Below are 23,171 nucleotides of genomic sequence, written 5' to 3' on the forward strand. Positions count from 1 at the left end.
GCGAACGAAGGGGGCGCAGGCGTGAGCGAGACGGTGGTCCACGTGCTGCGGCACGGCGAGGTGCACAACCCGGACGGCATCCTCTACGGCCGGCTGCCCGGTTTCCGCCTCTCCGAGCTGGGCGTCCAGATGGCCAAGGCCGCCGCCCAGGCGCTCGCCGACCGGACCGTGGTGCACGTGGTGGCCAGCCCGCTGGAACGCGCCCAGCAGACGGCGGAGCCGATCGCCGCGCAGTTCGGCCTCCCGGTCGGGGTGGACGAGCGGCTGATCGAGAGCGCCAACTGGTTCGAGGGCAAGAAGGTGTCGCCGGGCGACGGCTCGTTCCGCGACCCGCGCAACTGGTGGGTGCTGCGCGACCCGGTCACCCCGTCCTGGGGCGAGGCGTACCAGGTTATCGCCGAGCGGATGTTCGCCGCGCTGCACGCCGCCCGGGTGGCCGCCGAGGGGCGGGAGGCCGTGCTCGTCTCCCACCAGCTCCCCATCTGGACCCTGCGGCGGTACGTCGAGCGCAAGCGGCTCTGGCACGACCCGCGCCGGCGGCAGTGCGGCCTGGCCAGCCTCACCTCGTTCCACTTCGACGGCGCGAAGGTCGTCGGCATCGGGTACTCCGAGCCGGCGGCCCACCTGATCGCGATCTCGCCGACCGCCCGGACGGCCAAGGGGGCCTGATGCTCACCCGGAGGCTCGCCGCCGCCCTGCTCACCGCCGTCACCGCCGGGACGGTGCTGGTCGGCTGCACCTCCGGCAGCCAGGAGAGCCGCTGCTCGGACAAGAACGGCATCATCGAGTGCGCGCCCGACCAGCGGTCGAAGGCCCCCACGCTCGCCGGTGACCTGCTCACCGGCGGCCGGTACGACGTCTCCGAGGCGCGCGGCCAGGTGGTCGTGGTCAACTTCTGGGGCTCCTGGTGTGCGCCCTGCCGGGCCGAGGCCGACGACCTCGAGGCGACCTACCAGGCCACCAAGGCGTCCGGGGTGACCTTCCTCGGCATCAACGTGCAGGACAGCAAGGACAAGGCGATCGCCTTCGAGGAGGGCCGGGTCACCTACCCGAGCCTCTTCGACCCGGCAAGCCGGCTGGCGCTGGCCCTGGAGATCCCGCCGAACACCATCCCGGCCACCGTCGTGCTGGACCGGGAGGGGCGGATCGCCACCGTGATCCGGGCCGCGGTCACCCAGGAGGGGCTGCGGCCCATCGTCGAGCGGATCGCCGCCGAGCAGCCCGCGTCCGGATCCCGCTGATGGGCGAGACGTTCCGCCAGCTCGCCGAGTCCGGCCCGCTGCTGCTGGCCGTCGGCGCGGCGGCGCTCGCCGGGCTGGTCAGCTTCCTCTCCCCGTGCGTCCTGCCGCTGATGCCCGGCTACCTGTCGTACGTGACGGGCCTGGCCGGCGCCGACCTGGAGGGCCGGTCCCGTACCGAGACCCCGCCGCCCGCCAGGGACGACGGCCCGGCCGGCGGCGGCGTGGCGGTCGCGGCCCCTCCGGCGGCCCGGCCGGCGGCCGCGGTGAAGGGGCGGGTGCTGGCCGGCACGATGCTCTTCATCGCCGGCTTCACCGCCGTGTTCACCGCCACCGCGATCCTCTTCTCCGGCGTCGGCAAGCTCTTCTTCCAGCACGAACGCACGCTGGAGATCGTCATCGGTGCGCTGGTCGTGGTGCTCGGGCTCGGCTATCTCGGGGTGGTCCCCGGGATGCAGCGCGAGTTCCGCATCCGCCGGTTGCCCGCCGCCGGGCTGCTCGGCGCCCCGGTCCTCGGCGCGGTCTTCGCGCTGAGCTGGTTGCCGTGCACCGGCCCGACGCTCGGCGCGGTGCTCGGCATGGCCACGGTCGACGGCCGGACCGACCGGGCAGTGCTGCTCGCCGTGGCGTACTGCCTCGGGCTGGGGGTACCGTTCGTCGTCTTCGGGCTGGGCTTCCACCGCCTGCTCGGGGTGTTCCGCGCCGTCCGGCGCAACAGCCGCTGGGTCACCCGGATCGGTGGCGCCCTGCTGATCCTGATCGGCCTGGCGCTGGTCACCGGCGGGTGGCAGAGCTTCGTGATCTGGCTGCAGACGCACGTGGGCGTGGGCGAGGTGAGCATCTGATGACGACCGTGGACGACCGGCCGGCGGCGCCGCCCGCCGGAGCGCCCCGGCGACGGGCCAATCCGGTGCTGGCCCTGCTGCGCAACTCGTGGCGGCAGCTCACCAGCATGCGTACCGCGCTGATCCTGCTCTTCCTGCTCGCCGTCGCCGCCATCCCCGGTTCGGTGCTGCCACAGCGCGGGGTCAACCCGGAGAAGGTCAACCAGTACTTCGTCGACCACCCCGACCTGGCCCCCCGGCTGGACCAGCTCGGCATGTTCGAGGTCTTCGGGTCGGTCTGGTTCTCCGCGATCTACCTGCTGCTCTTCACCTCGCTGGTCGGCTGCATCCTGCCCCGGGCCCGCGACCACGTCCGCGCGCTGCGGATGAAGCCGCCGGCCGCGCCGAAGCGGCTGGAGCGGCTGCCCCAGCACGCCGTGCTCGAGGCCCCGGCCGCCGCCGACCCCGAGGCGATCGCCGCGGTGCTGCGCCGCCGTCGCTGGCGGGTCGTGGTCCGCGGCAGCGAGGTCTCCGCCGAGAAGGGCTACCTCAAGGAGACCGGCAACCTGCTCTTTCACGTCTCGCTGGTCGCCGTCCTGCTCGGGGTCGCGGCCGGTTCCTGGTACGGCTGGCACGGCAACCGCATCCTCGTGTCGGGCGAGGAGAACGGCTTCTGCAACACCCGCCAGCAGTACGCCGAGGCGACCCTCGGCCCCCGGGTGGACAGCGCCGACCTGCCGCCGTTCTGCCTCAATCTGGACAAGTTCGAGGCGCAGTACCTGCCGTCCGGGCAGGCCGCGCACTACTGGGCCACGGTGACCGTGGACCACCTGGACGGGTCCGCGCAGCGGACCGCCGGCTTCTCGGTCAACTCGCCGCTGCGGCTCGGCTCGGCCAACGTCTACCTGCTCGGCAACGGGTACGCCCCGATCCTGAAGTACACCGACAAGTACGGCCGCACCCAGACCAGCACGGCGCCCTTCCTGCGCACCGGTGACCCGAACGCGACCGAGGAGGGCGTGGCCGCCTTCCCGGACGCGAACGTCGACCCGAAGACCGGCCAGCGCGCCGCCGACCAGCAGGTCGCCTTCGACGGGCTCTACCTGCCCACCGCGCCGGACAGTGCGCCGTTCGTCTCGTCGCAGTTCCCCGAGGAGCGGAACCCGGCGGTGGTGCTGGTCGCCTACCGGGGCAATCTCGGGCTGGACGCCGGCATCCCCGGGTCGGTCTACAAGCTGGACCAGCGGCAGATCAGCAACGGCAAGCTCAAGCAGATCGGCGACAAGAAGCTGCGCCTCGGCGAGAAGTGGACCCTGGACGACGGCAGCACGCTGGAGTTCGTGGGCACCAAGCCGTACATCACCATCTCGGTCCGGTACGCCCCCGGCCAGACGCTGATGCTCGGCGCCTGCGTGACGCTGCTCGCCGGCCTGATGGGCTCGCTCTTCGCCCGGCGGCGGCGGGTCTGGTTCCGGGTTTCGGCCCCCGAGGGCGGATCTCCGACGAGCGGTAGTAGCTTGGTGGAGGCCGGTGGGCTGCCGCGCACCGAGCATCCGGGGTTCGCCGACGAGTTCGCACAGCTCGTCGCCGCAGTCAGCGACGACGGGCGGGACGACCGGCGGGCGCGAGAAGGAGACGAGTGATGTCCGCACTCTCCGACCAGCTGGTCACGTACGCGATCCTGGCGTACCTGGTCGCGATGATCAGCCACGCCGTCGAGTACGCGCTCGGCACCGCCCGGGCGGTTCCCGCGAAGGCCGCCACGCCGGCCCGCGAGCTGGTCGGCGCGGGCGTCGGCGGCGCGGGCGGGACCGTCGAGGCGCCCGCCGTCCCGGCCGAGACCCGGCCCAGCCGCTCGGCCGGCCGGGCCGTGATGGCCGGGAAGATCGCCACCTGGGTCACTGCGCTCGCCGTCGCGCTGCACCTGGGCGCGCTGGTCAGCCGGGGCGTAGCCGCCGAGCGGATGCCCTGGGGCAACATGTACGAGTTCGTGCTGACGGTCACCTGGATCGGGGCCGCGGCCTGGCTGGCGGTGCGCTGGAAGCGCCCGTCGCTGCGTCGGCTCGGGCTCTTCCTGACCCTGGTCATGGTGCTGCTGCTGGCCTTCGCCGAGCTGAAGCTGTACGTGCAGGTCACGCCGCTGATGCCGGCGCTGCAGTCGTACTGGTTCATCATCCACGTCTCGACGATCGTCTTCTCCTCCGGCATCTTCCTGCTGGGCGTGGTGCCCGCCGCGTCGTACCTGATGCGGGCCGGTTGGGAGCAGGGCCGCCGGAGCTTCCCGTACACCCTGGCCCGCCGGCTGCCGGCGGCCGCCGGCCTGGAACGGCTGACCTTCACGCTGCACGCCTTCGCCTTCCCGATCTTCACCTTCGCGGTGATCGCCGGGGCGATCTGGGCCGAGGCGGCCTGGGGTCGGGCCTGGGGCTGGGACCCGAAGGAGACCTGGGCGTTCATCTCCTGGGTGGTGTACGCCGGCTACCTGCACGCCCGGGCCACCCCGAGCGTCAAGCGGAACGTGGCCACCTGGATCGCCATCCTGGGCTTCCTGACCATGCTGATGAACCTGTTCGGGGTCAACTTCTTCTTCACCGGCCTGCACTCGTACGCCGGGGTGAACTGACCACCGGGGATCCCGTCAGCCCGTACGCCGGAGGCGGTACCGGGCGGCTGCGGCCACCAGGCCGAGCACGACCGGCACGACGATGGCGACCGGCAGCGAGCCCGCGGCGGTCAGGGTCCGCTTTCCGGCCACCGTCACGTGCACCGGCTGGCTCACCACCAACGGGCCGGAGCCGGCTGTCGACGCTCCGTTGGGCATGAGCACCACGTAGATGTCGAAACTGCCGGTGTTGACGGCCTGGAACTGCCAGGACAGCGAGGTGCTGCCGCCCGCCGCCACCGGTGCCACCTCCTGGGTCACGTCGGCCGACCAGTCCTCGAGGTCGACGTAGACGCCGGCCAGACTGGCGACGTTGAGGTGCGCCACGAGCCGGTCGGTCGGTGCGCCGCTCGAGTTGACCACCCGGGACTCAATCGTCAACCGGTCGCCCACGACGGTGCTGAGCTGATCGTGGTTCAGCACGACCTCGACGCCGTGCGGCGGTGGCGGCGGAGCAGCCGCCGCCGAAGCGGTCAGGCCAAGGGGAGCTGTGAGGGCCAGCAGCAACCCGGCGAGCGCGAACCCTGTCTTCATTCTCCGCTCACCTCTCCACGCAGGCGGACGATCCGGGTGCTGGCGGCAAGCAGAACGCCCCCGGCCAGGACCGCAGTGAAGAGCGGGGACCGCAGGTAGGACAGGTCCCGCGTCCAGGTATGCCCGGTGACGAGCACCGCCGTCAGGTAGTGCAGCGCCGCGTCGACCGGGTTGAGCCGGACGAGAAGATCCCCGAACCAGCCCTTCGGCGCGCCGCCGGGCAACTGGGTCGGCGCGAAGAGCGCCAGCAGCACGAACAGGCTCACCGCGAGACTGACCTTGTTGGAGCTCGCCACGGCGCTGATCAGCAGACCCAGCGCGGCGAGCGCGACCGCCAGCAGTGTGCCGACGAGCAGGCCCAGCAGCAGCGCCAACCCCACGACGGACACCCCGCGACCGAGCACCCACAGATAGGGCACGCTCACGACGAAGGTGGCGAGCCAGAGCGACAGCGCGGCCGCCATCTTCCCGATGATGATGGCGCGGCGCGACACGGGGGTGAGCAGCAGGCTCTCCAGCGTTCCCCGCTCCCGCTCCCCGCTGACCGCGTCGGCGCTGACGACGAGCGTGACGAGGACACCGACCGCCATCGCAACCTGCAGGGTGAGGTTCACGGCCTCCCGCTGCTCGAGGAAGTTGAGCACCTGGCTGGTTCCGGCAAGGTAGGTCATGACGCTCAGGACCAGGCTGAACGCGAAGACCAGTCCCGGAGCGCGCCCACTCAACCACAGGTCGCGGCATTCCTGTTCGGCGACGACCCACCACCCCGGGCTGTCGCGGCGGACGGTGTCCGCGTCGGCTCCGGCGTTCCGTACTCGCCCGATGAGACCTGTGGTCATCGGACACCCTCCCCGGTCATGGCGAGGAACGCGTCGCTGAGCCGCGCGCCCTCGACCTCGAAGGAAAGGACCGGCACGTCGGCGCTCAGCACCGCCCGGAGGGGCCCGTTCATCCCCGCGTCCGTGCTGCCGGGTCGAGCGACCGGCCCTTGGTTCAGGGAAATCCTGAGGACGTCAGGACGTTCGTCGGCAGGCTCCATCGTCAGACCGGCGACGCCCGCGAGCGCTTCTCGGGCCCGGCCGACCAGCTCGACCGGCACCCGCAACTGCGCGTACCGCTGGGCGGCGACAGCGCGCGTGACGTCGCCGACGGTGCCGGAGGTGAGCGTCCTTCCCTTGTGGAGGATCAGCACGCTCGTGCAGACCTCCTCGACCTCGTGCAGGGCATGGGTGCTGAGGATGACAGTTGTTCCCCTGCCCGCCGCGATGTCCCGGACGAGCGCCAGCACCTGGCGCTGCCCGGCGGGGTCGAGCCCGAGTGTCGGTTCGTCGAGGAACACGACAGCGGGATCGTTGACCAGCGCCCGTGCGATACCCAGCCGCTGCCGCATGCCTCGGCTGTACGTCGAGATCCGCGACGAGGCCCGCTCGGCCAGGCCCACATCCGCCAACAGTCGCCCGGCGACCCGGGCGGCGTCCGGGCGGGACCGACCGTACAGCCGCGCGTGATAACGCAGATACTCCCTCCCGGTCTGGTGCCCGGGATAACCGCTGCTCTCGGGCAGCACCCCCACCCGTCGCCGAATCTCGCTCGGTCGGGTGCAGGGCACACCAGCCACCGAGAACCTCCCGCTCGTCGGGGCGAGCACCGTGGTGAGCAGTCGGATTGTTGTCGTCTTGCCGGCCCCGTTCGGGCCGAGCAGTCCGACGACTTCGCCTTGCCGTGCCGCGAAGCTCAGCTCCTCGACGGCGGTGCGGTCCCCGAACCGCTTGGTGAGCCGCGCAGCCTCGAGTTGCACACCGGCCATCGGCGTCCCCCTGTTCCCGCGACGCGCGGTGGCGACGTGCCACCGCGCGGTCCGTCCCCTCAGGACGTCACGGCGAATGTACGGCGGGCCGGCTGAAGGCCGGCTGAATGTGAACGCAGCCCGGGATCCGCGCCGGCCGGCCTTCAGCGGGCAGTCAGCCGACAGGTGGCACACTCGGAAAATGCGCATCCTCGTGGTCGAGGACGACAAGCACCTCGCCCGGTCGATCAAGCGGGGGTTGGCGGCCGAGGGGTTCGCGGTTGACGTCGCCTTCGACGGCGTCGACGGTCTCTGGCGGGCCAGGGAGGGCGACTACGACGTCGTCGTCCTCGACATCATGCTTCCGGGCAAGAGCGGCTACCAGGTCTGCGCCGAACTGCGTGACGCCGGGAACTGGACGCCGATAATCATGCTCACGGCGAAGGATGGCGAACTCGACGAGGCGGAAGCGCTTGACACCGGCGCTGACGACTACCTGTCCAAGCCGTTCTCCTACCTGGTGCTGGTCGCCCGGATACGGGCGCTGCTGCGCCGGGGCTCGCGAGAGCGCCCGGCCACGCTGAACGCCGGCGACCTGCGGCTCGACCCGGCCGCCCACCGTGCCTGGCGCGGGGACGCCGAGCTGTCACTCACTCCTCGCCAGTTCGCCCTCCTCGAGTTCTTCATGCGGCGTGCCGGCGAGGTGCTGTCCAAGAGCACCATCCTCGGCCACGTGTGGGACTTCGCGTTCGACGGCGACCCCAACATCGTCGAGGTCTACGTCCGGCATCTGCGCAAGAAGATCGACGAGCCCTTCGGTCGTACTGCGATCCAGACAATCCGACTCGTCGGCTACCGGTTGGACCCCGATGGCGGCTGATCACGACCGGTCCCGGGTACGCCTCACCTCAGTGCGGGCCCGGACCACCGCGGCCGCCACCCTCGTCGTGGGTGTCGCTCTCCTGGTCACCGCCGTCAGCCTGGTCGTGTTCCTGCGCCGTTCGCTCGTCGAGCGCGTCGACGACATCGCGACGGTGCGGGCCAACGACGTCGCGGCCCTGGCCCGGCAGGGCACGCTTCCCGCGGAGTTGGCCGTCGACGGCAACGACGACGGCAGCATCACCCAGGTCGTGGACGATGCCGGCCGGGTCCTGGCCGCCACTGCCGGGCTGCGCCGCGACCAGTCTCTCGCCCGGTTCCATCCGTCCGGGCCGGAGTCGGAAGCCCGCACGGTCGCCGCCCTCCCCTTCGGCGAGGGCGGCAGCTACCGATTGATCGCGGTGCGGAGCGGCACGCCGGAAGGGCCGGTGACCGTCTACGTGGCGGCGAGCCTCTCCCCGGTCGATGACGCCGTGGACGTCATCCAGGGCGCCCTCGCCACCGGCGCTCCACTACTGCTGGCACTCGTTGCGATCACCACCTGGACGGTCGCGGGTCGCACCCTGCGACCGGTGGACGCCATCCGGGCCGAGGTCGCCGACATCTCCGAACGGTCACTCGGCAGGCGCGTTTCCGTACCCCCGACGGGCGACGAGATCAGTCGGCTCGCGGACACCATGAACATGATGCTCGACCGGTTGGACGCGGCCGCCGAGCGGCAACGTCGCTTCGTCGCGGACGCCTCGCACGAGCTGCAGACCCCACTCGCGGCGGCCCGCACCGACCTGGAGGTTGCGCTCGCGCACCCCGACAGCACGAACTGGAACGACATCGCGGCCGACCTGCTCGCCGCGAACCGTCGCATGGAACGACTGGTCCGGGACCTGCTGTTCCTCGCCAGGGTGGACGCCGGCGCCCCCCGCCCCGCAGCCCGTCCGGTCGACCTTGACGACGTCGTGCTGTCCGAGGCGGCCCGGATCCGTGGCGGCGGCAAGCTGCGCGTCGACACCGGCGCGGTCTCGGCGGCTGCCGTCGACGGCCGCCCCGACGACCTGACGCGGGCAGTACGCAACGTGTTCGACAACGCCGAGCGGTACGCCTCGTCCCGGGTCAGCGTTGAGCTCACCAGCGACGACCGCCGCGTCACCCTGGTGGTCCACGACGACGGGCCGGGGATACCGCGCGAAGACCGGGAGCGCATCTTCGCGCGATTCACGCGACTCGACGACGACCGGAGTCGGCAGAGCGGCGGCACCGGTCTTGGCCTGGCCATCGCAAGGGAGATCATCGAGGCGCACCAGGGGTCGATAGTCGTCGAGGACGCGCCCCGTGGGGCGCGGGTCGTCATCGGCCTGCCCGCACGCTGAAACGACCCTCGCAAATGTCCGATCCCTGGGGAATGGCGTTGATTGACCTGCCAATCAGACTTCCAGCGTTCACGGATGGGCTCGGCATTGACAGTTGAGCTTCGGGTCTGTTAAGGATCGTTAAGGTGGTTTAAGTCGTATTGACGCCGCTTGCCAAATTTCCGACAGAGGCAGGGAAATGCGGAGAACATGAAGAATAGTCCATTAACCGATTCGGCGCAGGAATAGACGGGGTGGTCTGAGAACCTGCGCGGCGCGGCGGAGAAGGTGCGGACAGCCTGGCGCAGCTGAGGGGGAGCTGTGGAGTTCCGGCTCTTGGGCGAAGTGGAGGCATGGGCGGGGGATCGGCAGCTCGATCTCGGACCACGCCAACAGCGACTTGTGCTCGCGATGCTCGCGTTGCAGGTGAACCGGCTCGTCTCGGTGGACCTCCTGGTTGACCTGACGTGGCCCGAGTCGCCGCCGCAAACGGCTCGCCATGCGATCCATGTCCGCGTCTCACAACTCCGCAACATATTGGCGATGGCCGGGGCACATCATGACGGCGTGAAGATCGCCACCCGAGGGCGCGCGTACGCCCTGCGGGCCGACCCGATGTCCGTGGACGCCCACCGCTTCCGCGCTCTCCTCACCGCCGCTCGTGCCGAGGCGCACGATCCGGAGCTCCAGGCTTCACTGTTGCGGCGCGCTCTCGACCTGTGGCAAGGACCCCCATTGGCCGACGTGACGACGCCACGGGTGGAAGAGCTGTGCCGGGGACTGAAGGAAGCGCGGTTGACGGCACTGGAGGAGTGGCTGAGCGTGGAACTGCGGCTCGGGCGGCACGAGGAAGTCATCGATGACCTCGCCGATCTCGTCGGGCAGCATCCGCACCGACAACGACTGCTCGTACACCTCATGCTCGCCCTGTACCGTGCCGGCCGCGCCCCCGAAGCGCTGGCGGCTTACCGGCTGGCGCGGCGCCGGCTCGTCGGCGAATTCGGACTCGAGCCAGGACCGGAGTTGCAGCGGCTGGAACGAGCGATACTTCGCGGCGATCCTGCGCTCGACCGTCCGCCGGAGCGGCCCGCGACGTGAGGTCGCCTCCGGCGTGAAGGGCGATTTTGTCAGGGCAGGGAGGAGATTCCGTCCATCAGGCGGGGGACCTACCGAGCCGCCAGGCAGCGAGCCGCCGGCGCACGGCACGCGCAGGTCCCTGGCGGGAGGACGGATCCGTGCGCCGGCCGAAGCGCAGGTAGAGGGAGGGCAGGACGAACAGGTTCAGCAGCGTCGAGGTGACCAGGCCACCCAGAATCACCACCGCCATCGGGTGCTCTATCTCGTGACCGGGCAGGCTGCCCTCGATGGCCAGGGGAACGAGGGCGAGCCCGGTCGCCAACGAGGTCATGAGGATCGGCGAGAGACGCTCCTTGGCGCCACGGAGGACGAGATTTCGGCCGAAGCCTTCCCCTTCCTCCCGCTCGAGATACTGGAAGTGGTTGATCATCAGAATGCCGTTGCGGGCGGCGATGCCCAGCACGGTGAAGAATCCCACGAGCGAGCCGAGCGAGAGGATGCCGCCACCGACGTATGCGGCGAGAATCCCGCCCACCAGCGCCATGGGCAGCGTGAGGAGGACGAGGAACGACAGCCGCCAGCTGTTGAAGGCGGTGGTCAGCAGGAAGAGGATCCCGATCACCGCGACGCCGGCGAAGAGCCGCAGCCGGCCCTGGGCGCTCCGCGCCTCCTGGTACTCCCCGAGCAGTTGCGGGTGGTAACCGGGCGGGAAGTCGACCGTCGCCAGGCGCCGTTGAACCTCGGCCGCGACGTCACCCAGGGCCCTCCCCGCCGCCACGTTGGCGCCCACGTTGATGTACCGCGAGCCGTTCTCCCGCAGGATCTGGTTCGGCGTGGGCACCATCTTGACCTCGGCCAGCTCACCCACCGGGATCTTGCGCCCGTCCGCCGTGTCCATCAGGAGGTTACGGACGCTCTCGATGCTGTAGCGGGCACTCGGCACACTCCACACGTGCACCTCGGTGTTCTTGCCGTTTCGCCAGATGTCGCCCGCCTCCTCGCTGGCGATGAACGTGGCGGCCGTTCGGCGTACGTCACCGGGCTTGATCCCGTACCGTGCCGCCTTGGCCAGGTCGACCTGGACATCCACCTGGGGAACGGCGGTCTGCAGCGTCACGTGTTCGTCGATGATGCCGTCGATCCCGGCGATGAGGTCCTTGACCTCGTTGGCCTTGTTACGAAGCACATCGAGGTCGTCGCCGACGATGCGGACGATGATGGCGTCGCTGGAGCCGGTGAGGACCTCCTTCGTGCGCTCCTTCAGATAGGTCTGCACATCGCGCTGCAGGCCGGGATAGCCGTCGACCACCTTCTGCACGGCGTCATGGGTCTTGTCGTAGTCGACCTTCGGGTCGATGCTGATCCAGTTCTCGGTGAAGTTCATGCCGACGACCTCGTCGGCCAACGTGCCCTGCCCGATGTGGGCACCGAAGTTCCGGACTCCCGGGATCGCTCTCAACTCCCGGCTCACCTGTTCCGTGATGCGGACGCTCTCCTCGCGCGAGGTGCCAGGCTGGGTGACCCAGTGCATCAGGAAGTCCCGCTCCTTGAATGCGGGGAACAGGTTCTGCCCCAGCATCGGTACCACCATGACGCCGCACGCCAGGACGAGTACGACGGTCGCGTAGGCGACGGCGGGACGCGGGATGATGCGTGCCAGCAACGCGGTGTAGCCGCGCTGGAGCCAGCGCACCAGCGGCGATTCCCGCCGCTCGATCGGTGACCGGGCCAGCAGCAGCAGGGCTAGCGCCGGAATCACCGTCAGGGCCACCAGCAGCGAGGCCAGGATGGCCAGCCCGTAGGCGAACGCCATGGGCCGGAAGAACGAGCCGGTGAGTCCGGTGAGCAGGAAGATCGGGACCGTGCTGACCAGGATGATCATCGTGGCCTGGACGATCGGTCCCCGCACCTCCACCGACGCGTCGAGGATGATGGCGGCGGACGACTTCGCGCTGCCCGCTCGCCGGTGCTGTCGGATGCGGCGGACGATGTTCTCGACGTCGATGATGGCGTCGTCGACGAGCACGCCGAGCGCGATCACGAGCCCGGCCAGGATCATGGTATTTATGGTGGCCCCGGTCCAGTGCAGGACGAGTCCCGCCGCGACGAGGGAGAGCGGGATCGAAATGGCGCTGATCAGCGCGACCCGCCACTCGAAGAGGAAGAGCACCAGGATCAGGACCACCAGGATGAATCCGATGACCATCGCCCGACCGAGGTTCTCTACCGAGGTCTCGATGAAGGTCGCCGGCCGGAAGATCTCGGTATCGACGTCGAGGCCCTGCATGCCGGGCGCCATCTCCTTCAGCGCGGCCTCAACCCCACGGGTCACCTCGAGGGTGTTGCCCCACGGCAGCTTCTCGACGATGAGCATGAGGCCGGGGCCGTCGTTGATGACCGCGTCGCCCGTGAGCAGGGACGGCGGCATGATGTCGTCCGTGATGTAGGCGACGTCCTTCAGATAGACCGGCTTGGCGCCCTTCGGCACCTCGATGGGGATCTCGGCCAGTTGCTGCCCGGTCAGGGCGGGCAACTGGTGCTGCACCTGGAGACGTTGGTTGGGGGTGTCGACCCATCCGCCGGTGCCAATCTCGAACCCACCGCTGAACTTCAGCTGACCCACGTCCACCGCGTCTCCGGCGGCCTCCATGACCTGGGCCAGCGTGACGTTGTGCTTCCTCATGAGCTCGGGATCGACGAGGGCCTGCTTGACGTGCCACCGATCGCCCCAGATGGCCACATTCGCCACCCCGGGTACCCGCATCAGGCGCGGCCGGACCGTCCAGTACGCCTGCAGCGCCATGTCGACGTGTGCGGCGTCGGACTTGTCCGCCTGGGATATCCCGATCTTCATGACCCGGCTGGTCGACGACAGCGGTTGGATCATGAATGGGGAGTTGGCCCAGCGCGGCAGTCTGGGAGTGATGGCGGTGAGGCGCTCCTGGATCAGCAGGCGGGCCGCCATCAGATCGGTCCCGGGCTTGAAGATCAGGACGATCGAGGAGAGCTGGGAGACCGACTTGGAGCGCATCACGTCCAGGCCCTCGATCCCGGTGAGGCCCTGCTCCAGCGGGACGGAGACCAGCTCCTCGACATCCTGCGCGGACAGTCCGATGCAGATCGTCTGAATCTCCACCCGTGGCGGCGCGAACTCGGGGAACGCGTCGACGGGCATGTCGCGAATCTGCAGGACGCCGAAGAACATCAACATCGAGGCCCCGACAACCACGAGGAACCGGAGCTTCAGACTCGTTCCAATGATCCAACGCATCATGACGTGGGGTCCCTACCCTCGTAGCGACTGGATGGGCTACTTGCCGACCCCGAGCTCGGCGCCCCAGAGTTCGATCACGCCGGTCGTCACGATCGACGTGCCCGCTGGCGGTGCCTGCGACAGGAACGCATCCGTCCCGCGCGCCCCGCCCACGGTCGCGACCACGACCTTCTCGCGGACGTAGGTCAAGGGCTGGGGAGCCGTGTAGACCCAGGTCACGCCGTTCGGGTCGTAGAGCACCGCCGAGTAGGGCACCACGGTCGCCGGCCCGCCCGGCGGTGCGGCCTGGGCCGCGCCGATGGTGACCGTCGCGATGCCCACCCGGCGCGCCGCCTGCTCGGTCAAGGTCACCTTCTTGACATCGCTGCCCGGGATCGCCTCGACCGTGGCAGGGCTCTCCTTGTGGCCACTCGACGTGGTGGAAGCGGGCGCGGTGCAAGCTGCCGCTGCGGCCAAGGTGAGCAGGATTGCTGCCACCCACCGACCACTGTGCCGCATGTGGACGCCTCCCTGTCTGTGCATGGGATTTTCCTCAATCCGCTCAGGCCGGAGCCGGGCGTGGACCAGCTTCCCGGCCCGCCATGCGCGGCGCGGCCTGGGCGCGGGTGGCGGTCCGGACGGGTCCACCGAGTGAGGCCGGACGGCGAACCGCAGGTACAGCACGGGCAGCACGAAGAGGTTCAAAAGCGCGGTCGTGGCCAGGCCGCCAAGAATGATCAGGGCGAGCGGGCTCACGATCTCGAGTCCGGCGACGCTGCCGTAGAGCACCATGGGAACCACCGCCAGCCCCGCCGCCAGCATGCCCGTCACGGCCGGGGTGAACTGCTGCCGTGACCCGAGCTCGACCAGCTCGGCACCGTGCGGGTGACCCCCTTCGGTCAGCCGCTGGTACCGCCTGATCTGCAGGGTGCCGCCCCGAACGGCCATGGCCAGCACGGTGAGCAGCCCCAGCAGCGCGACCACCGAGACGGCCGACCGGTCGAGGGCCGCCAGCAGCAGCCCACCCGCCAGTGCCGTCGGTAGGAGCAGGAAGTACAGCGACGCCACCCGCCAGCTACCGAAGCCGGCCTGCAACAGGAAGAAGATCAGGATCAGGGCGCCGATGACGAAGGTCCAGACGCGGAAGTCGGAACCTGCCCTTGCCTGGGCCTCTCCGAGCACCTCCAGGTGGTGCTCACGGGGGAAGGTCACCTGCGCGAGCCGGTCCTTGACCTCGCTCGTGACGGCGTCCAGACCACGCCCGCGCACGTTCGCGACGACGTCCATGCTGCGGGAAACCTGGTCGTGTGTGATGACCTCCGGCTTCGCCACGACCCGCACGTCGGCGACGTCGGCCAGGCGCACCTGGGTCGGGCCGCCGCCGGGGCCACCCACCGGCGCGTCGATCAGCAGGTTCTGGATGGTGGACGTGTTCTGGCGCACCGCGGGGACGCCCCACACGACGACCTCGAACACCTTCTGGTCGTCGAAGAGGTTGCCCGCGACCGTGGACGAGATGAGGGTGGCGGCCGCCCGGCGCACGTCGCCCGGCTTCAGGCCGTACTTCGCGGCCTTGGCGACGGAAACCTCGATCTCCACCGTCGGCGCGACCTCTGCGGTCCGCACCCGTGGTTCGGTGACGCCGTCAATGCCCGAGATGATGCCGAGGACCTCCTGGGCCTTCTGGTTGAGGACCGTGTAGTCGTTCCCGTAGACGCGCACGATGAGGTCCTCCGTGGCACCGCGGGTCACCACCTCCCGGATCCGCTTGTCCGAGTAGGTCATCACGTCGCTCTGCACCCCGGGATAGCCGTCCACGACCCGTTGCACGGCGGCCAGGGTCCTGCCGTAGTCGGCCCCCGGCTCGACGCTGAGCCACACCTCGCCCGAGTTCATGTTGACGACCTGGTCGGACGCCAGTGCCCGCCCGGTGTGGGCGCCGATGTTGCGTACGCCCTGGACGGCCCGAAGTTCCGCACTGAGTGCGCTCGTGATCCGGTTCATCTCCGGTCTGGACGTGCCGGGCGGCGCCTCCCAGGTGATCAGCAGGTCCCGCTCCTGAAGCGTCGGCGACAGCGGCCGCGAACCGAGGAACGGCAGAGCGGCCAGGCCCGCCACCACGAGGAGACCGACCAGGGCATAGGACCAGACGGGCCGCCGGAGCAGCCGGGGCAGCAGCCGGCCGTACGCCCGCTCCACCGCTCGGGCCAGCGGCGACGGGCCGTGCTGCAGCGACGAGCGGGAGAGCAGGAGCGTGGTCAGCACGGGGGCGACCGTCAGCGCGACCACCAGGGAGACCACCGTGGCGGCCAGGAAGCTCTGTGCGACCGGGGTGAGGAACGCCCCGCGCACCCCGTCGAGGATGAAGAGGGGCACGACCGAGACCGCGGCGATGACGGCAGCGACGAAGAGCGGGCCGCGTACGTCGAGGATGGCTTCCCGGATGGTCTCGGATACAGGCTCGCCGGACCCATCCTCCCGGCGCTGCCGCAGCCGTTGCCGGACGTTGTCGACGGCGACCACCGCGTCGTCCACGACGATGGCGAGGGCCATCACCAGCCCCGCCAGGGACATCATGTTGAGGGATACGCCGAACCAGGACAGCACGGGCACCGTCACCGCCACCGAGGACGCGATGGTCAGCAGGCTGACCAGCGCGGTGCGCCAACTGAACAGGAAGGCGCCGAGCACCAGTAGCAGGAGGATGGCGCCGAGGATCAGCGTGGTGGTGAGGTGGTCGACCATCTTCTCGATGAAGGTCGCCGGCCGGTACACCGTCGTGTCGATCTGGACGTTCGGCATGGCTGGCCGCAGCTCGTCGAGTGCGGCCTCCACGTCCCGGGTCACGTCCGCGACCTTGGCGCCCGGGAACCTCTCCACCACGAGCATGAGGCTCGGGGCGTCGTTGGCCACCGCGTCGCCGATGAGGAGTTGGTGGTCCTCGACGATCTGCGTGACGTCGCCCAGCAGCACGCCGCGGTCCTCGGCACCCTGGACGGTGACCTTGCCGAGATCCGCGGCGGTCTTGATCGGCTGGTTGTGCTGGATCTCGATCCGCTGGTTGGCGGTGTCGATGAACCCGCCGAGTCCGGGTGTCGACGCCTCCACGAAGGTCAGCGGCGAGACCCACAGCGCGTTCGCCGAGGTACGCAGGACCTGGTCCAGCGTGACGCCGTGCTGCATCAGCTTGGCGGGATCGACCTGCACCTGCAGTTGCCGGTCCCGGAACCCCCAGATGGAAACATTGGCCACGCCGGGCACACTCAGCAGGCGGGGCACGATCGTCCAGCGCGACAGCAGGGACATGTCGATCAGTGAGCGGTCCTGGGACGACAGACCGACCATCATGAGCCGACTGGTCGACGAGAGGGGCTGCACCACCAGCGGCGGCCTCGACGAGGCGGCCGGGAGCATGGCGACCATGGTCAGCCGCTCCTGCACGACCTGCCGGGCCCGGATCGGGTCGGTGCCCGGCTCGAACGTCATCTCCATGGACGACAATCCCGGCAGCGTGCGGGACTCGAGCTTGGCCAGCCACGGGATCCCGTTGAAGAACTCGTTCTCCATCGGGTTGGTGATCAGATTCTCCACCTCTTCGGCGGAGAGCCCGAGCGCCTCGACCTGCACGTCCACCCGCACCGGCCCGAACTCCGGCAGCGCCTCGACCGAGGTGTTGCGAAGCTGAACGAAGCCGACGGCCATCAGGGCGACGGCGATGGCGAGCACCAGCCGTTGATATCTGACGCTTGACCCGACGATCCACCGCATCATGGCCCCGGACCTCTCAGTTGGAGATTCGTCAGTTGCCAACCAGGGCCAAGAATCACGCCGGTCGCTCACGTTCCGCTCACACCGGGCTCACAACCTGCTCATCCGCTGCGGCAGCTCGCCGTCCGCCGGAATTGGTAGGTCCTCGTCGATCCGATCAGGCTCTACTCCGGCGACTGGCGACCGGTCGACGATGAGCCTCGTCCGCGCTGGCGCAGTGTCTCGTCCACCCGGAGGGTGACCTGGTAGGCGATCTCCGGGACGTCTGCGAGTTCGATCCGCTCGGCGCGGAGCGCGAGCTGGGCGTGCAGCTCACGGGCGACGGCGTCCCGCAGCGCAGTCAGCAGTGGGGACAACCCGTCCGGATCGCCGACGACGTAGGCGTCCATGCGTCCACCCTGCGCCCGGGCACCGGTGCCGCGCCAGAGCCGGTGACATTCCTCGCTCGTCCAGCGGCCGCGAGCCGGTTCGACATCGTTCTCGTCGAGGTGGCTCTGCTCGGATTGATGCGCCACCGCCGGGCGGGACCGTCCCGCCCAGCGGTGGCGGGCGTTCGTCAGGGCAGCTGCCCGGCGCGGTCGACCACGGCGACCTTCAGCACCGCCGTCGAGTTGATCGACTTCCCCGCCTTCAGGCCATACGCGCCCTGGGTCAGCATCTCGTGCTCGCCCAGGAACGCGTACGTCTTTCGGTCGAAGATGAGTTCGGCCCGGACACCCTGCACCTCGTCCCGGGCGAGCGCGACGCCGGCGCGCCCCGCCGCGTCGGTGACGTCGCCGACGACCCGTACGCCGGGGATCCGGGCGACCGCCTCGAAGACGGCGGCCAGCGACGCCGGCGAGAGGTACGCCTCTCGGATCAGGTCACCGGCGGCGGTGAACGCCTCCTGGTCCCGCGGGTTCTTCGTCGCGTCCGCGCCGCGGTACAGGTACGCCAACATGCCATCGGCGTCGGTGGGCAGGTCGGCGTGGTAGCCCGGGGTGGGCGTGCACTCGACCTGCACAGGCTTGCCGTACTTCCGATAGGTGCTCGTCCCGTCCTGGCACCCTGGCAGGATCATGTCCTCCCGGCCGGTGACCGAGTCGCCCCGCTCCCGCAGCAGTCCGTCCCGAGTGCCGTCCACGGAGAGCCAGATCCGGCGCAGCGCCGGGCTGATCGTCGCCCGACCCGGGCCACCCTCGCGCACGCTCATCGTGACGGTGCGGGACTCGACGTACACGAACTGGTCACCTCGGACGGTCAGGGCGGGCCGGTGGCGGGCCTGGTCGGCGGCTCCGGCGAGGATCCGGTCGGCGGCGGACGCGGTCGACGCCGGTGTGCGGTCGCCGAAGGAGACCACCTGGGTGGCCAGGACGCCGACGGTCAGCGCGGCGGCGAGCCCGCCCACCGCCGCCAGCCGCCAGCCGAACCGCGGGGTAGTGAACCGCCACCGGCCCCGGGCCGGCCGGGTGGCCTCGGTGAGCACCCGGTGCCGGAGCCGTCCGGGCGGGGTCGGTGCGGGCGGGTCGAGGGTGCGGCCCAGCTCGTCCAGCGACTTCAGGTCGGTCATCGGTCCACCTCGGTGATGTCGGTCGGGTTGCTGTCGCCGAGCGCGGCGCGCAGCTTGCGGCGGGCCCGGTGCAGCCGTGAGCGCACCGTGCCGATCTTGATGTGGAGCGTCTCGGCGACCTCCTCGTAGCTGAGGTCGCCCCAGGCGACGAGGAGCAGCACGTCCCGGTCGCCGGGAGAGAGCCGGCGCAGCGCCTCGGCCAGGGGGCGCCGGGTGGAGCGGGCAGTCACCGACGCGACGATCCGGTCGGCGAAGCCCTCCGCGACGTCGTCGGTCCCGGCCCGTCCGACGGCTCGCCACCGGGCCTCCTCGGACCGGCGGTGTCGGGCGATCTCCCTGGTCAGGATGCCGAAGAACCAGGGCCGGGCGTCGGTGCGGGCGAGGTCGTAGGAGCTGCGGCGGCGGAACGCGGCGAGGAACGTGTCGGCCACCACGTCCTCGGCGAGTTCCGGTCCGACGCGACGGTAGGCGTAGCGGTAGAGCTGGGCGGCGTACCGGTCGTAGAGCACACCGAACTCCTCGGCGTCCTGCTGGGACGCCGCGATGGCCGTGGCGTCGTCGACGCCCCGCCCGACCACCGTCAGCACGGTGGTGTGGTCTGTCGGAGCTGACTCACGAGGAACCTCCCGTCCACGAGTGATCTGTCACCCTGTCTCTCCGTGAGCCGGGTTCCGGGTTCACGCCGGGGCGGGAGCGTTGCTCATCCGCCGAACCAGCCGGGTACGTCGAGGCGGAAGACGTCGGCCGGGACCATCCGGCGGAGGTCGTCCTCGATGGCCGCGACCCGGTCGGCGCCCAGGGTGGCCGCCCAGCGGTCGCGGAGTTGGTCGAAGACGACCGCCGAGCGGCGCAGTCCGTCGAAGCCCTTCCCGGTCATCCGGACCAGCTTGCGGCGGGCGTCGGCGGGGTCGTCGACGCGTTCCAGGTAGCCGAGCGCGACCAACCGGTCGACGGTCTTGCCGGCCGCCTGCTTGGAGACGCCGAGGCGCTGGCCCAGGTCGGAGGCGGTGGTGCCGGCCGAGCCGACGGCCTGGAGGACGAAGCCGTGGGCGGGGCGCAGCTCGGGGTGCCCCTGTCGGGCCAGCTCGGCGTGCAGGTCGTCGATGAGCGTACGGAAGCCGGCGAGCAGCAGGAGCGGGAGCGCGAAGCCGGGGCGGTCAGGCGTTGCCACGTTCGACAACCACGTTTACTATTCCGTCAACCACGTTGACTATCTTACGTGAGGGGTACCACCATGTCCCGACCGGTCTTCACCGCCCACACCCCCGACACCGCCCCCGCCGCCGCCCGCCCGGTCATGGCCGCCGTGCACCGCAAGCAGGGGCACCTGCCCACCGCCGTCGCCCTGATGGCCGAGTCGCCGGAACTGCTCAAGGGCTTCCTGGGCGCGAACGCCGTCTTCGAGTCCACCGACCTGGACCCGATCGCCCGGGAGGTGGTCGTGTTCACCGTCGCCACCCGCAACGAGTGCCACCTCTGCGTGGCCATGCACACCGCCGCCCTGAGCCGGCACGACGGCACGGCGGAGCTGGTCGAGGCGCTCCGCGCCGGCACCGAGCTGCCCGAGCCCCGACTGGCGGCGCTGCGCCGGTTCACCCTGGCCGTGCTCGATCACCGCGGCGCCGTCCCGGACGAGGAGCTGGACGCCTTCCTCGCCGCCGGCTGGCGGCCGCGGCACGCGCTGGACGTGGTGCTCGGCATCGGCACGTACACCATCTCGACCTTCGCCAACCGCCTCACCGATGCCCCGCTCGACCCGCCGCTCGCCAGGTACGCCTGGACGCCGGCCGCCTGAGGTGTCAGGAGGGGCCCCTTTACCCGCATCAGGCGTTAACCGGGGGCCCTTCCTTACATCTGGGAGCGGTGCGGGAGACTGACAGGCATGGCGGCTCGTGGCTTCCCGTACACCGATCTCAAGGACTTCCTCGCGGCCTTGGAGCGCGCGGGCGAGCTGCGGCGGGTGAGCGTGCCGGTCGACCCCACGCTGGAGATCAGCGAGGTGGTCACCCGGACCGTCCGCGCCGGCGGTCCGGCGCTGCTCTTCGAGCGGCCGACCCGGGGCGAGATGCCGGTGGCAATCAACCTGTTCGGCACCGAGAAGCGGATGGCGATGGCGCTCGGCGTCGACTCGCTGGACGAGATCGGCGAGCGGATCGGCGGGCTGATCAAGCCGGAGCTACCGGTCGGCTGGTCCGGCATCCGCGAGGGCCTGGGCAAGGTCATGCAGCTCAAGTCGGTGCCGCCGCGCAAGGTGAAGACCGCGCCCTGCCAGCAGGTGGTGTACAAGGGCGACGACGTCGACCTGGACCGGCTGCCCGGCCTGCAGGTCTGGCCCGGCGACGGCGGGATCTTCCACAACTTCGGACTGACCCACACCAAGCACCCGGAGACCGGCAAGCGCAACCTCGGCCTCTACCGACTCCAGCAGCACAGCCGGAACACGCTCGGCATGCACTGGCAGATCCACAAGGACTCCACCGCGCACCACGCCGTCGCCGAGCGGCTCGGCCAGCGGCTCCCGGTCGCCATCGCCATCGGCTGCGACCCGGTCGTCTCGTACGCGGCGACCGCGCCGCTCCCCAGCGACATCGACGAGTACCTGTTCGCCGGCTTCCTGCGCGGCGAGCGGGTGGAGATGGTCGACTGCCTCACCGTGCCGTTGCAGGTGCCGGCGCACGCCCAGGTGGTGCTCGAGGGCTACCTCGAGCCCGGCGAGCGGCTGCCCGAGGGGCCGTTCGGTGACCACACCGGTTTCTACACCCCGGTCGAGCCGTTCCCGGTGCTGCACGTCGAGGCGATGACCATGCAGCGTGACCCGGTCTACCACTCGATCATCACGTCGAAGCCGCCGCAGGAGGACCACGGCCTGGGCAAGGCCACCGAGCGGATCTTCCTGCCGCTGCTGAAGATGATGATCCCGGACATCGTCGACTACGACCTGCCGGCCGCCGGCGTCTTCCACAACTGCGCGATCGTGTCCATCCGGAAGCGCTACCCGAAGCACGCGCAGAAGGTGATGAACGCGATCTGGGGCGCGCACCTGATGTCGCTGACCAAGCTGATCGTGATCGTCGACGAGGACTGCGACGTGCACGACTACAACGAGGTCGCCTTTCGCGCCTTCGGCAACGTCGACTACGCCCGGGACCTGCTCGTCACCGAAGGCCCGGTCGACCACCTCGACCACTCGTCGTACCAGCAGTTCTGGGGTGGCAAGGCGGGCATCGACGCGACCCGCAAGCTGCCCAGCGAGGGCTACACCCGGGGCTGGCCGGAGGAGATGACCATGTCGCCCGAGGTGGCCTCGCTGGTCGACAAGCGCTGGAAGGAGTACGGAATCTGATGACGGCCGTGCTGGAGCCCGTCGAACGCCCGGGCCGGGTCAAGTCCTTCCTCAAGCTGGTCGCGATCGAGCACTCGGTCTTCGCGCTGCCGTTCGCGTACCTGTCGGCGCTGACCGCGATGCAGGTGAACAGCGGGCACGTGCGCTGGCTCGACCTGCTGCTGATCACCGTCGCGATGGTCGGGGCGCGGACGTTCGCCATGGCCGCCAACCGGATCCTCGACCGGCGGATCGACGCGCGGAATCCACGTACCGCCGGGCGGGAACTGGTCACCGGGGCGGTGAGCGTACGGACCGCGTGGACCGGCGCCGCGGTCGCACTGGTGGTCTTCCTCGCCGCCGCGGCCCTGCTCAACCCGCTCTGCCTGGTGCTGGCGCCGCTCGCCGTGGTGCCGCTGGTGGTCTACCCCTACGGCAAGCGGTTCACCAATTGGCCGCACGCCATCCTGGCGATCGCCCAGGCGGTCGGCCCGGTCGGCGCCTGGCTGGCCGTCACCGGCACCCTCGCCGGCTCCTGGCCGGCCTGGCTGCTCGGCGCCGCCGTCGGCCTCTGGATCGGCGGCTTCGACCTGATCTACGCCTGCCAGGACGCCGACGTGGACCGGACGATCGGGGTGCACAGCGTCCCCGCCCGGTACGGGCTGCGGTTCGCGCTGCACGCGTCCACCGTCGCGCACGTGGTCACCTTCGCGCTGTTCATCTGGTTCGGCGCGCTGGTCGGCTTCGGCTGGCTCTGGTGGATCGGGCTGGCGTTCACCGCCGTCGCCTTCGGCTACCAACACCTGGTGGTCAGCCCGACCGACCTCAGCAAGGTGAACCGGGCGTTCTTCACCGCCAACGGCTTCGTCGGCATCGCGCTGTTCGTGTTCGCCCTGCTCGACCTGCTGGTCCGCCTCGGCCTGCGGCCCTGAG

General features: G+C 70.2%; 20 protein-coding genes. 11 read left to right on the forward strand and 9 right to left on the reverse strand.

Annotated elements, in window-relative coordinates:
• Positions 1-21 precede the first annotated feature (21 nt).
• Genes ACFYOS_RS17675 through ccsB form a run of 5 tightly spaced genes read left to right on the forward strand, consistent with a single transcriptional unit; the run spans position 22 to position 4,685 of the window.
• Positions 22-669, forward strand: coding sequence for a histidine phosphatase family protein (locus ACFYOS_RS17675; protein WP_387142155.1), 648 nt, complete (start codon positions 22-24; stop codon positions 667-669).
• Complete coding sequence (locus tag ACFYOS_RS17680; RefSeq protein WP_387142158.1) at positions 669-1,241, forward strand: TlpA family protein disulfide reductase; 573 nt, start codon at positions 669-671, stop codon at positions 1,239-1,241. Before ACFYOS_RS17675 ends, ACFYOS_RS17680 begins: the two co-directional genes overlap by 1 nt.
• A complete protein-coding gene (locus ACFYOS_RS17685) occupies positions 1,241-2,083 on the forward strand; it encodes a cytochrome c biogenesis CcdA family protein (protein ID WP_387142160.1) in 843 nt (280 codons plus the stop codon). Before ACFYOS_RS17680 ends, ACFYOS_RS17685 begins: the two co-directional genes overlap by 1 nt.
• The gene (locus tag ACFYOS_RS17690; RefSeq protein WP_387142162.1) at positions 2,083-3,705 is read left to right on the forward strand and encodes a cytochrome c biogenesis protein ResB; all 1,623 of its coding nucleotides are present in this window, start codon (positions 2,083-2,085) and stop codon (positions 3,703-3,705) included. Before ACFYOS_RS17685 ends, ACFYOS_RS17690 begins: the two co-directional genes overlap by 1 nt.
• Positions 3,705-4,685 carry a c-type cytochrome biogenesis protein CcsB gene (gene ccsB, locus ACFYOS_RS17695; RefSeq protein WP_387142165.1) on the forward strand — a complete coding sequence of 327 codons (981 nt, stop codon included), beginning with the start codon at positions 3,705-3,707 and terminating at the stop codon, positions 4,683-4,685. The genes ACFYOS_RS17690 and ccsB overlap by 1 nt, the downstream gene beginning before the upstream one ends.
• Positions 4,686-4,700: 15 nt before the next feature.
• Here the strand turns inward: ccsB and ACFYOS_RS17700 are convergent, their stop codons facing one another.
• Genes ACFYOS_RS17700 through ACFYOS_RS17710 form a run of 3 tightly spaced genes read right to left on the reverse strand, consistent with a single transcriptional unit; the run spans position 4,701 to position 7,065 of the window.
• On the reverse strand, positions 4,701-5,258 hold the full coding sequence (locus tag ACFYOS_RS17700; protein WP_387142168.1) for a hypothetical protein: 558 nt from the start codon (positions 5,256-5,258) through the stop codon (positions 4,701-4,703).
• Complete coding sequence (locus ACFYOS_RS17705) at positions 5,255-6,097, reverse strand: ABC transporter permease (protein ID WP_387142171.1); 843 nt, start codon at positions 6,095-6,097, stop codon at positions 5,255-5,257. Before ACFYOS_RS17705 ends, ACFYOS_RS17700 begins: the two co-directional genes overlap by 4 nt.
• Entirely contained in the window at positions 6,094-7,065 is a 972-nt protein-coding gene (locus ACFYOS_RS17710) for an ABC transporter ATP-binding protein (RefSeq protein ID WP_387142173.1), read from the reverse strand. The genes ACFYOS_RS17705 and ACFYOS_RS17710 overlap by 4 nt, the downstream gene beginning before the upstream one ends.
• Positions 7,066-7,246: 181 nt before the next feature.
• Here ACFYOS_RS17710 and ACFYOS_RS17715 point away from each other — a divergent pair, with 181 nt between their 5' ends.
• The 3 genes from ACFYOS_RS17715 (at position 7,247) to ACFYOS_RS17725 (ending at position 10,367) form a co-directional block, all read left to right on the forward strand.
• Positions 7,247-7,924, forward strand: a complete 678-nt coding sequence (locus ACFYOS_RS17715) for a response regulator transcription factor (RefSeq protein WP_387142176.1) — start codon at positions 7,247-7,249, stop codon at positions 7,922-7,924.
• A complete protein-coding gene (locus ACFYOS_RS17720) occupies positions 7,914-9,290 on the forward strand; it encodes a sensor histidine kinase (RefSeq protein ID WP_387142179.1) in 1,377 nt (458 codons plus the stop codon). Before ACFYOS_RS17715 ends, ACFYOS_RS17720 begins: the two co-directional genes overlap by 11 nt.
• 300 nt (positions 9,291-9,590) lie before the next feature.
• Positions 9,591-10,367 (forward strand): BTAD domain-containing putative transcriptional regulator, encoded by a 777-nt coding sequence (locus ACFYOS_RS17725; protein WP_387142181.1) that lies wholly within the window; start codon positions 9,591-9,593, stop codon positions 10,365-10,367.
• Between the two features lie 55 nt (positions 10,368-10,422).
• Here ACFYOS_RS17725 and ACFYOS_RS17730 read toward each other — a convergent pair whose 3' ends face one another.
• The 6 genes from ACFYOS_RS17730 to ACFYOS_RS17755 form a co-directional block, all read right to left on the reverse strand.
• Positions 10,423-13,620 (reverse strand): efflux RND transporter permease subunit, encoded by a 3,198-nt coding sequence (locus tag ACFYOS_RS17730; protein WP_387142184.1) that lies wholly within the window; start codon positions 13,618-13,620, stop codon positions 10,423-10,425.
• A gap of 36 nt (positions 13,621-13,656) precedes the next feature.
• Complete coding sequence (locus tag ACFYOS_RS17735) at positions 13,657-17,325, reverse strand: efflux RND transporter permease subunit (protein WP_387142187.1); 3,669 nt, start codon at positions 17,323-17,325, stop codon at positions 13,657-13,659.
• Between the two features lie 206 nt (positions 17,326-17,531).
• Complete coding sequence (locus tag ACFYOS_RS17740) at positions 17,532-17,756, reverse strand: hypothetical protein (RefSeq protein ID WP_387142190.1); 225 nt, start codon at positions 17,754-17,756, stop codon at positions 17,532-17,534.
• Positions 17,757-17,923: 167 nt separating this feature from the next.
• Positions 17,924-18,916 carry a CU044_5270 family protein gene (locus ACFYOS_RS17745; RefSeq protein ID WP_387142192.1) on the reverse strand — a complete coding sequence of 331 codons (993 nt, stop codon included), beginning with the start codon at positions 18,914-18,916 and terminating at the stop codon, positions 17,924-17,926.
• On the reverse strand, positions 18,913-19,503 hold the full coding sequence (locus ACFYOS_RS17750; protein WP_387142194.1) for an RNA polymerase sigma factor: 591 nt from the start codon (positions 19,501-19,503) through the stop codon (positions 18,913-18,915). The genes ACFYOS_RS17745 and ACFYOS_RS17750 overlap by 4 nt, the downstream gene beginning before the upstream one ends.
• 113 nt (positions 19,504-19,616) lie before the next feature.
• Positions 19,617-20,087: a MarR family winged helix-turn-helix transcriptional regulator gene (locus ACFYOS_RS17755; protein ID WP_387142197.1), complete on the reverse strand. Its 471-nt coding sequence runs from the start codon at positions 20,085-20,087 to the stop codon at positions 19,617-19,619.
• A 48-nt stretch (positions 20,088-20,135) separates the two neighbouring features.
• Between ACFYOS_RS17755 and ACFYOS_RS17760 the strand changes: the two genes are divergently transcribed.
• The 3 genes from ACFYOS_RS17760 (at position 20,136) to mqnP (ending at position 23,170) form a co-directional block, all read left to right on the forward strand.
• On the forward strand, positions 20,136-20,711 hold the full coding sequence (locus ACFYOS_RS17760) for a carboxymuconolactone decarboxylase family protein (RefSeq protein WP_387142200.1): 576 nt from the start codon (positions 20,136-20,138) through the stop codon (positions 20,709-20,711).
• Between the two features lie 87 nt (positions 20,712-20,798).
• Positions 20,799-22,259 (forward strand): menaquinone biosynthesis decarboxylase, encoded by a 1,461-nt coding sequence (locus ACFYOS_RS17765; protein ID WP_387142203.1) that lies wholly within the window; start codon positions 20,799-20,801, stop codon positions 22,257-22,259.
• A complete protein-coding gene (gene mqnP, locus ACFYOS_RS17770) occupies positions 22,259-23,170 on the forward strand; it encodes a menaquinone biosynthesis prenyltransferase MqnP (protein ID WP_387142206.1) in 912 nt (303 codons plus the stop codon). Before ACFYOS_RS17765 ends, mqnP begins: the two co-directional genes overlap by 1 nt.
• Position 23,171 lies beyond the last annotated feature (1 nt).

Origin of the sequence: Micromonospora sp. NPDC005806 (genome assembly GCF_042871425.1) — a bacterium.
In the GTDB taxonomy this organism is placed as follows: domain Bacteria; phylum Actinomycetota; class Actinomycetes; order Mycobacteriales; family Micromonosporaceae; genus Micromonospora.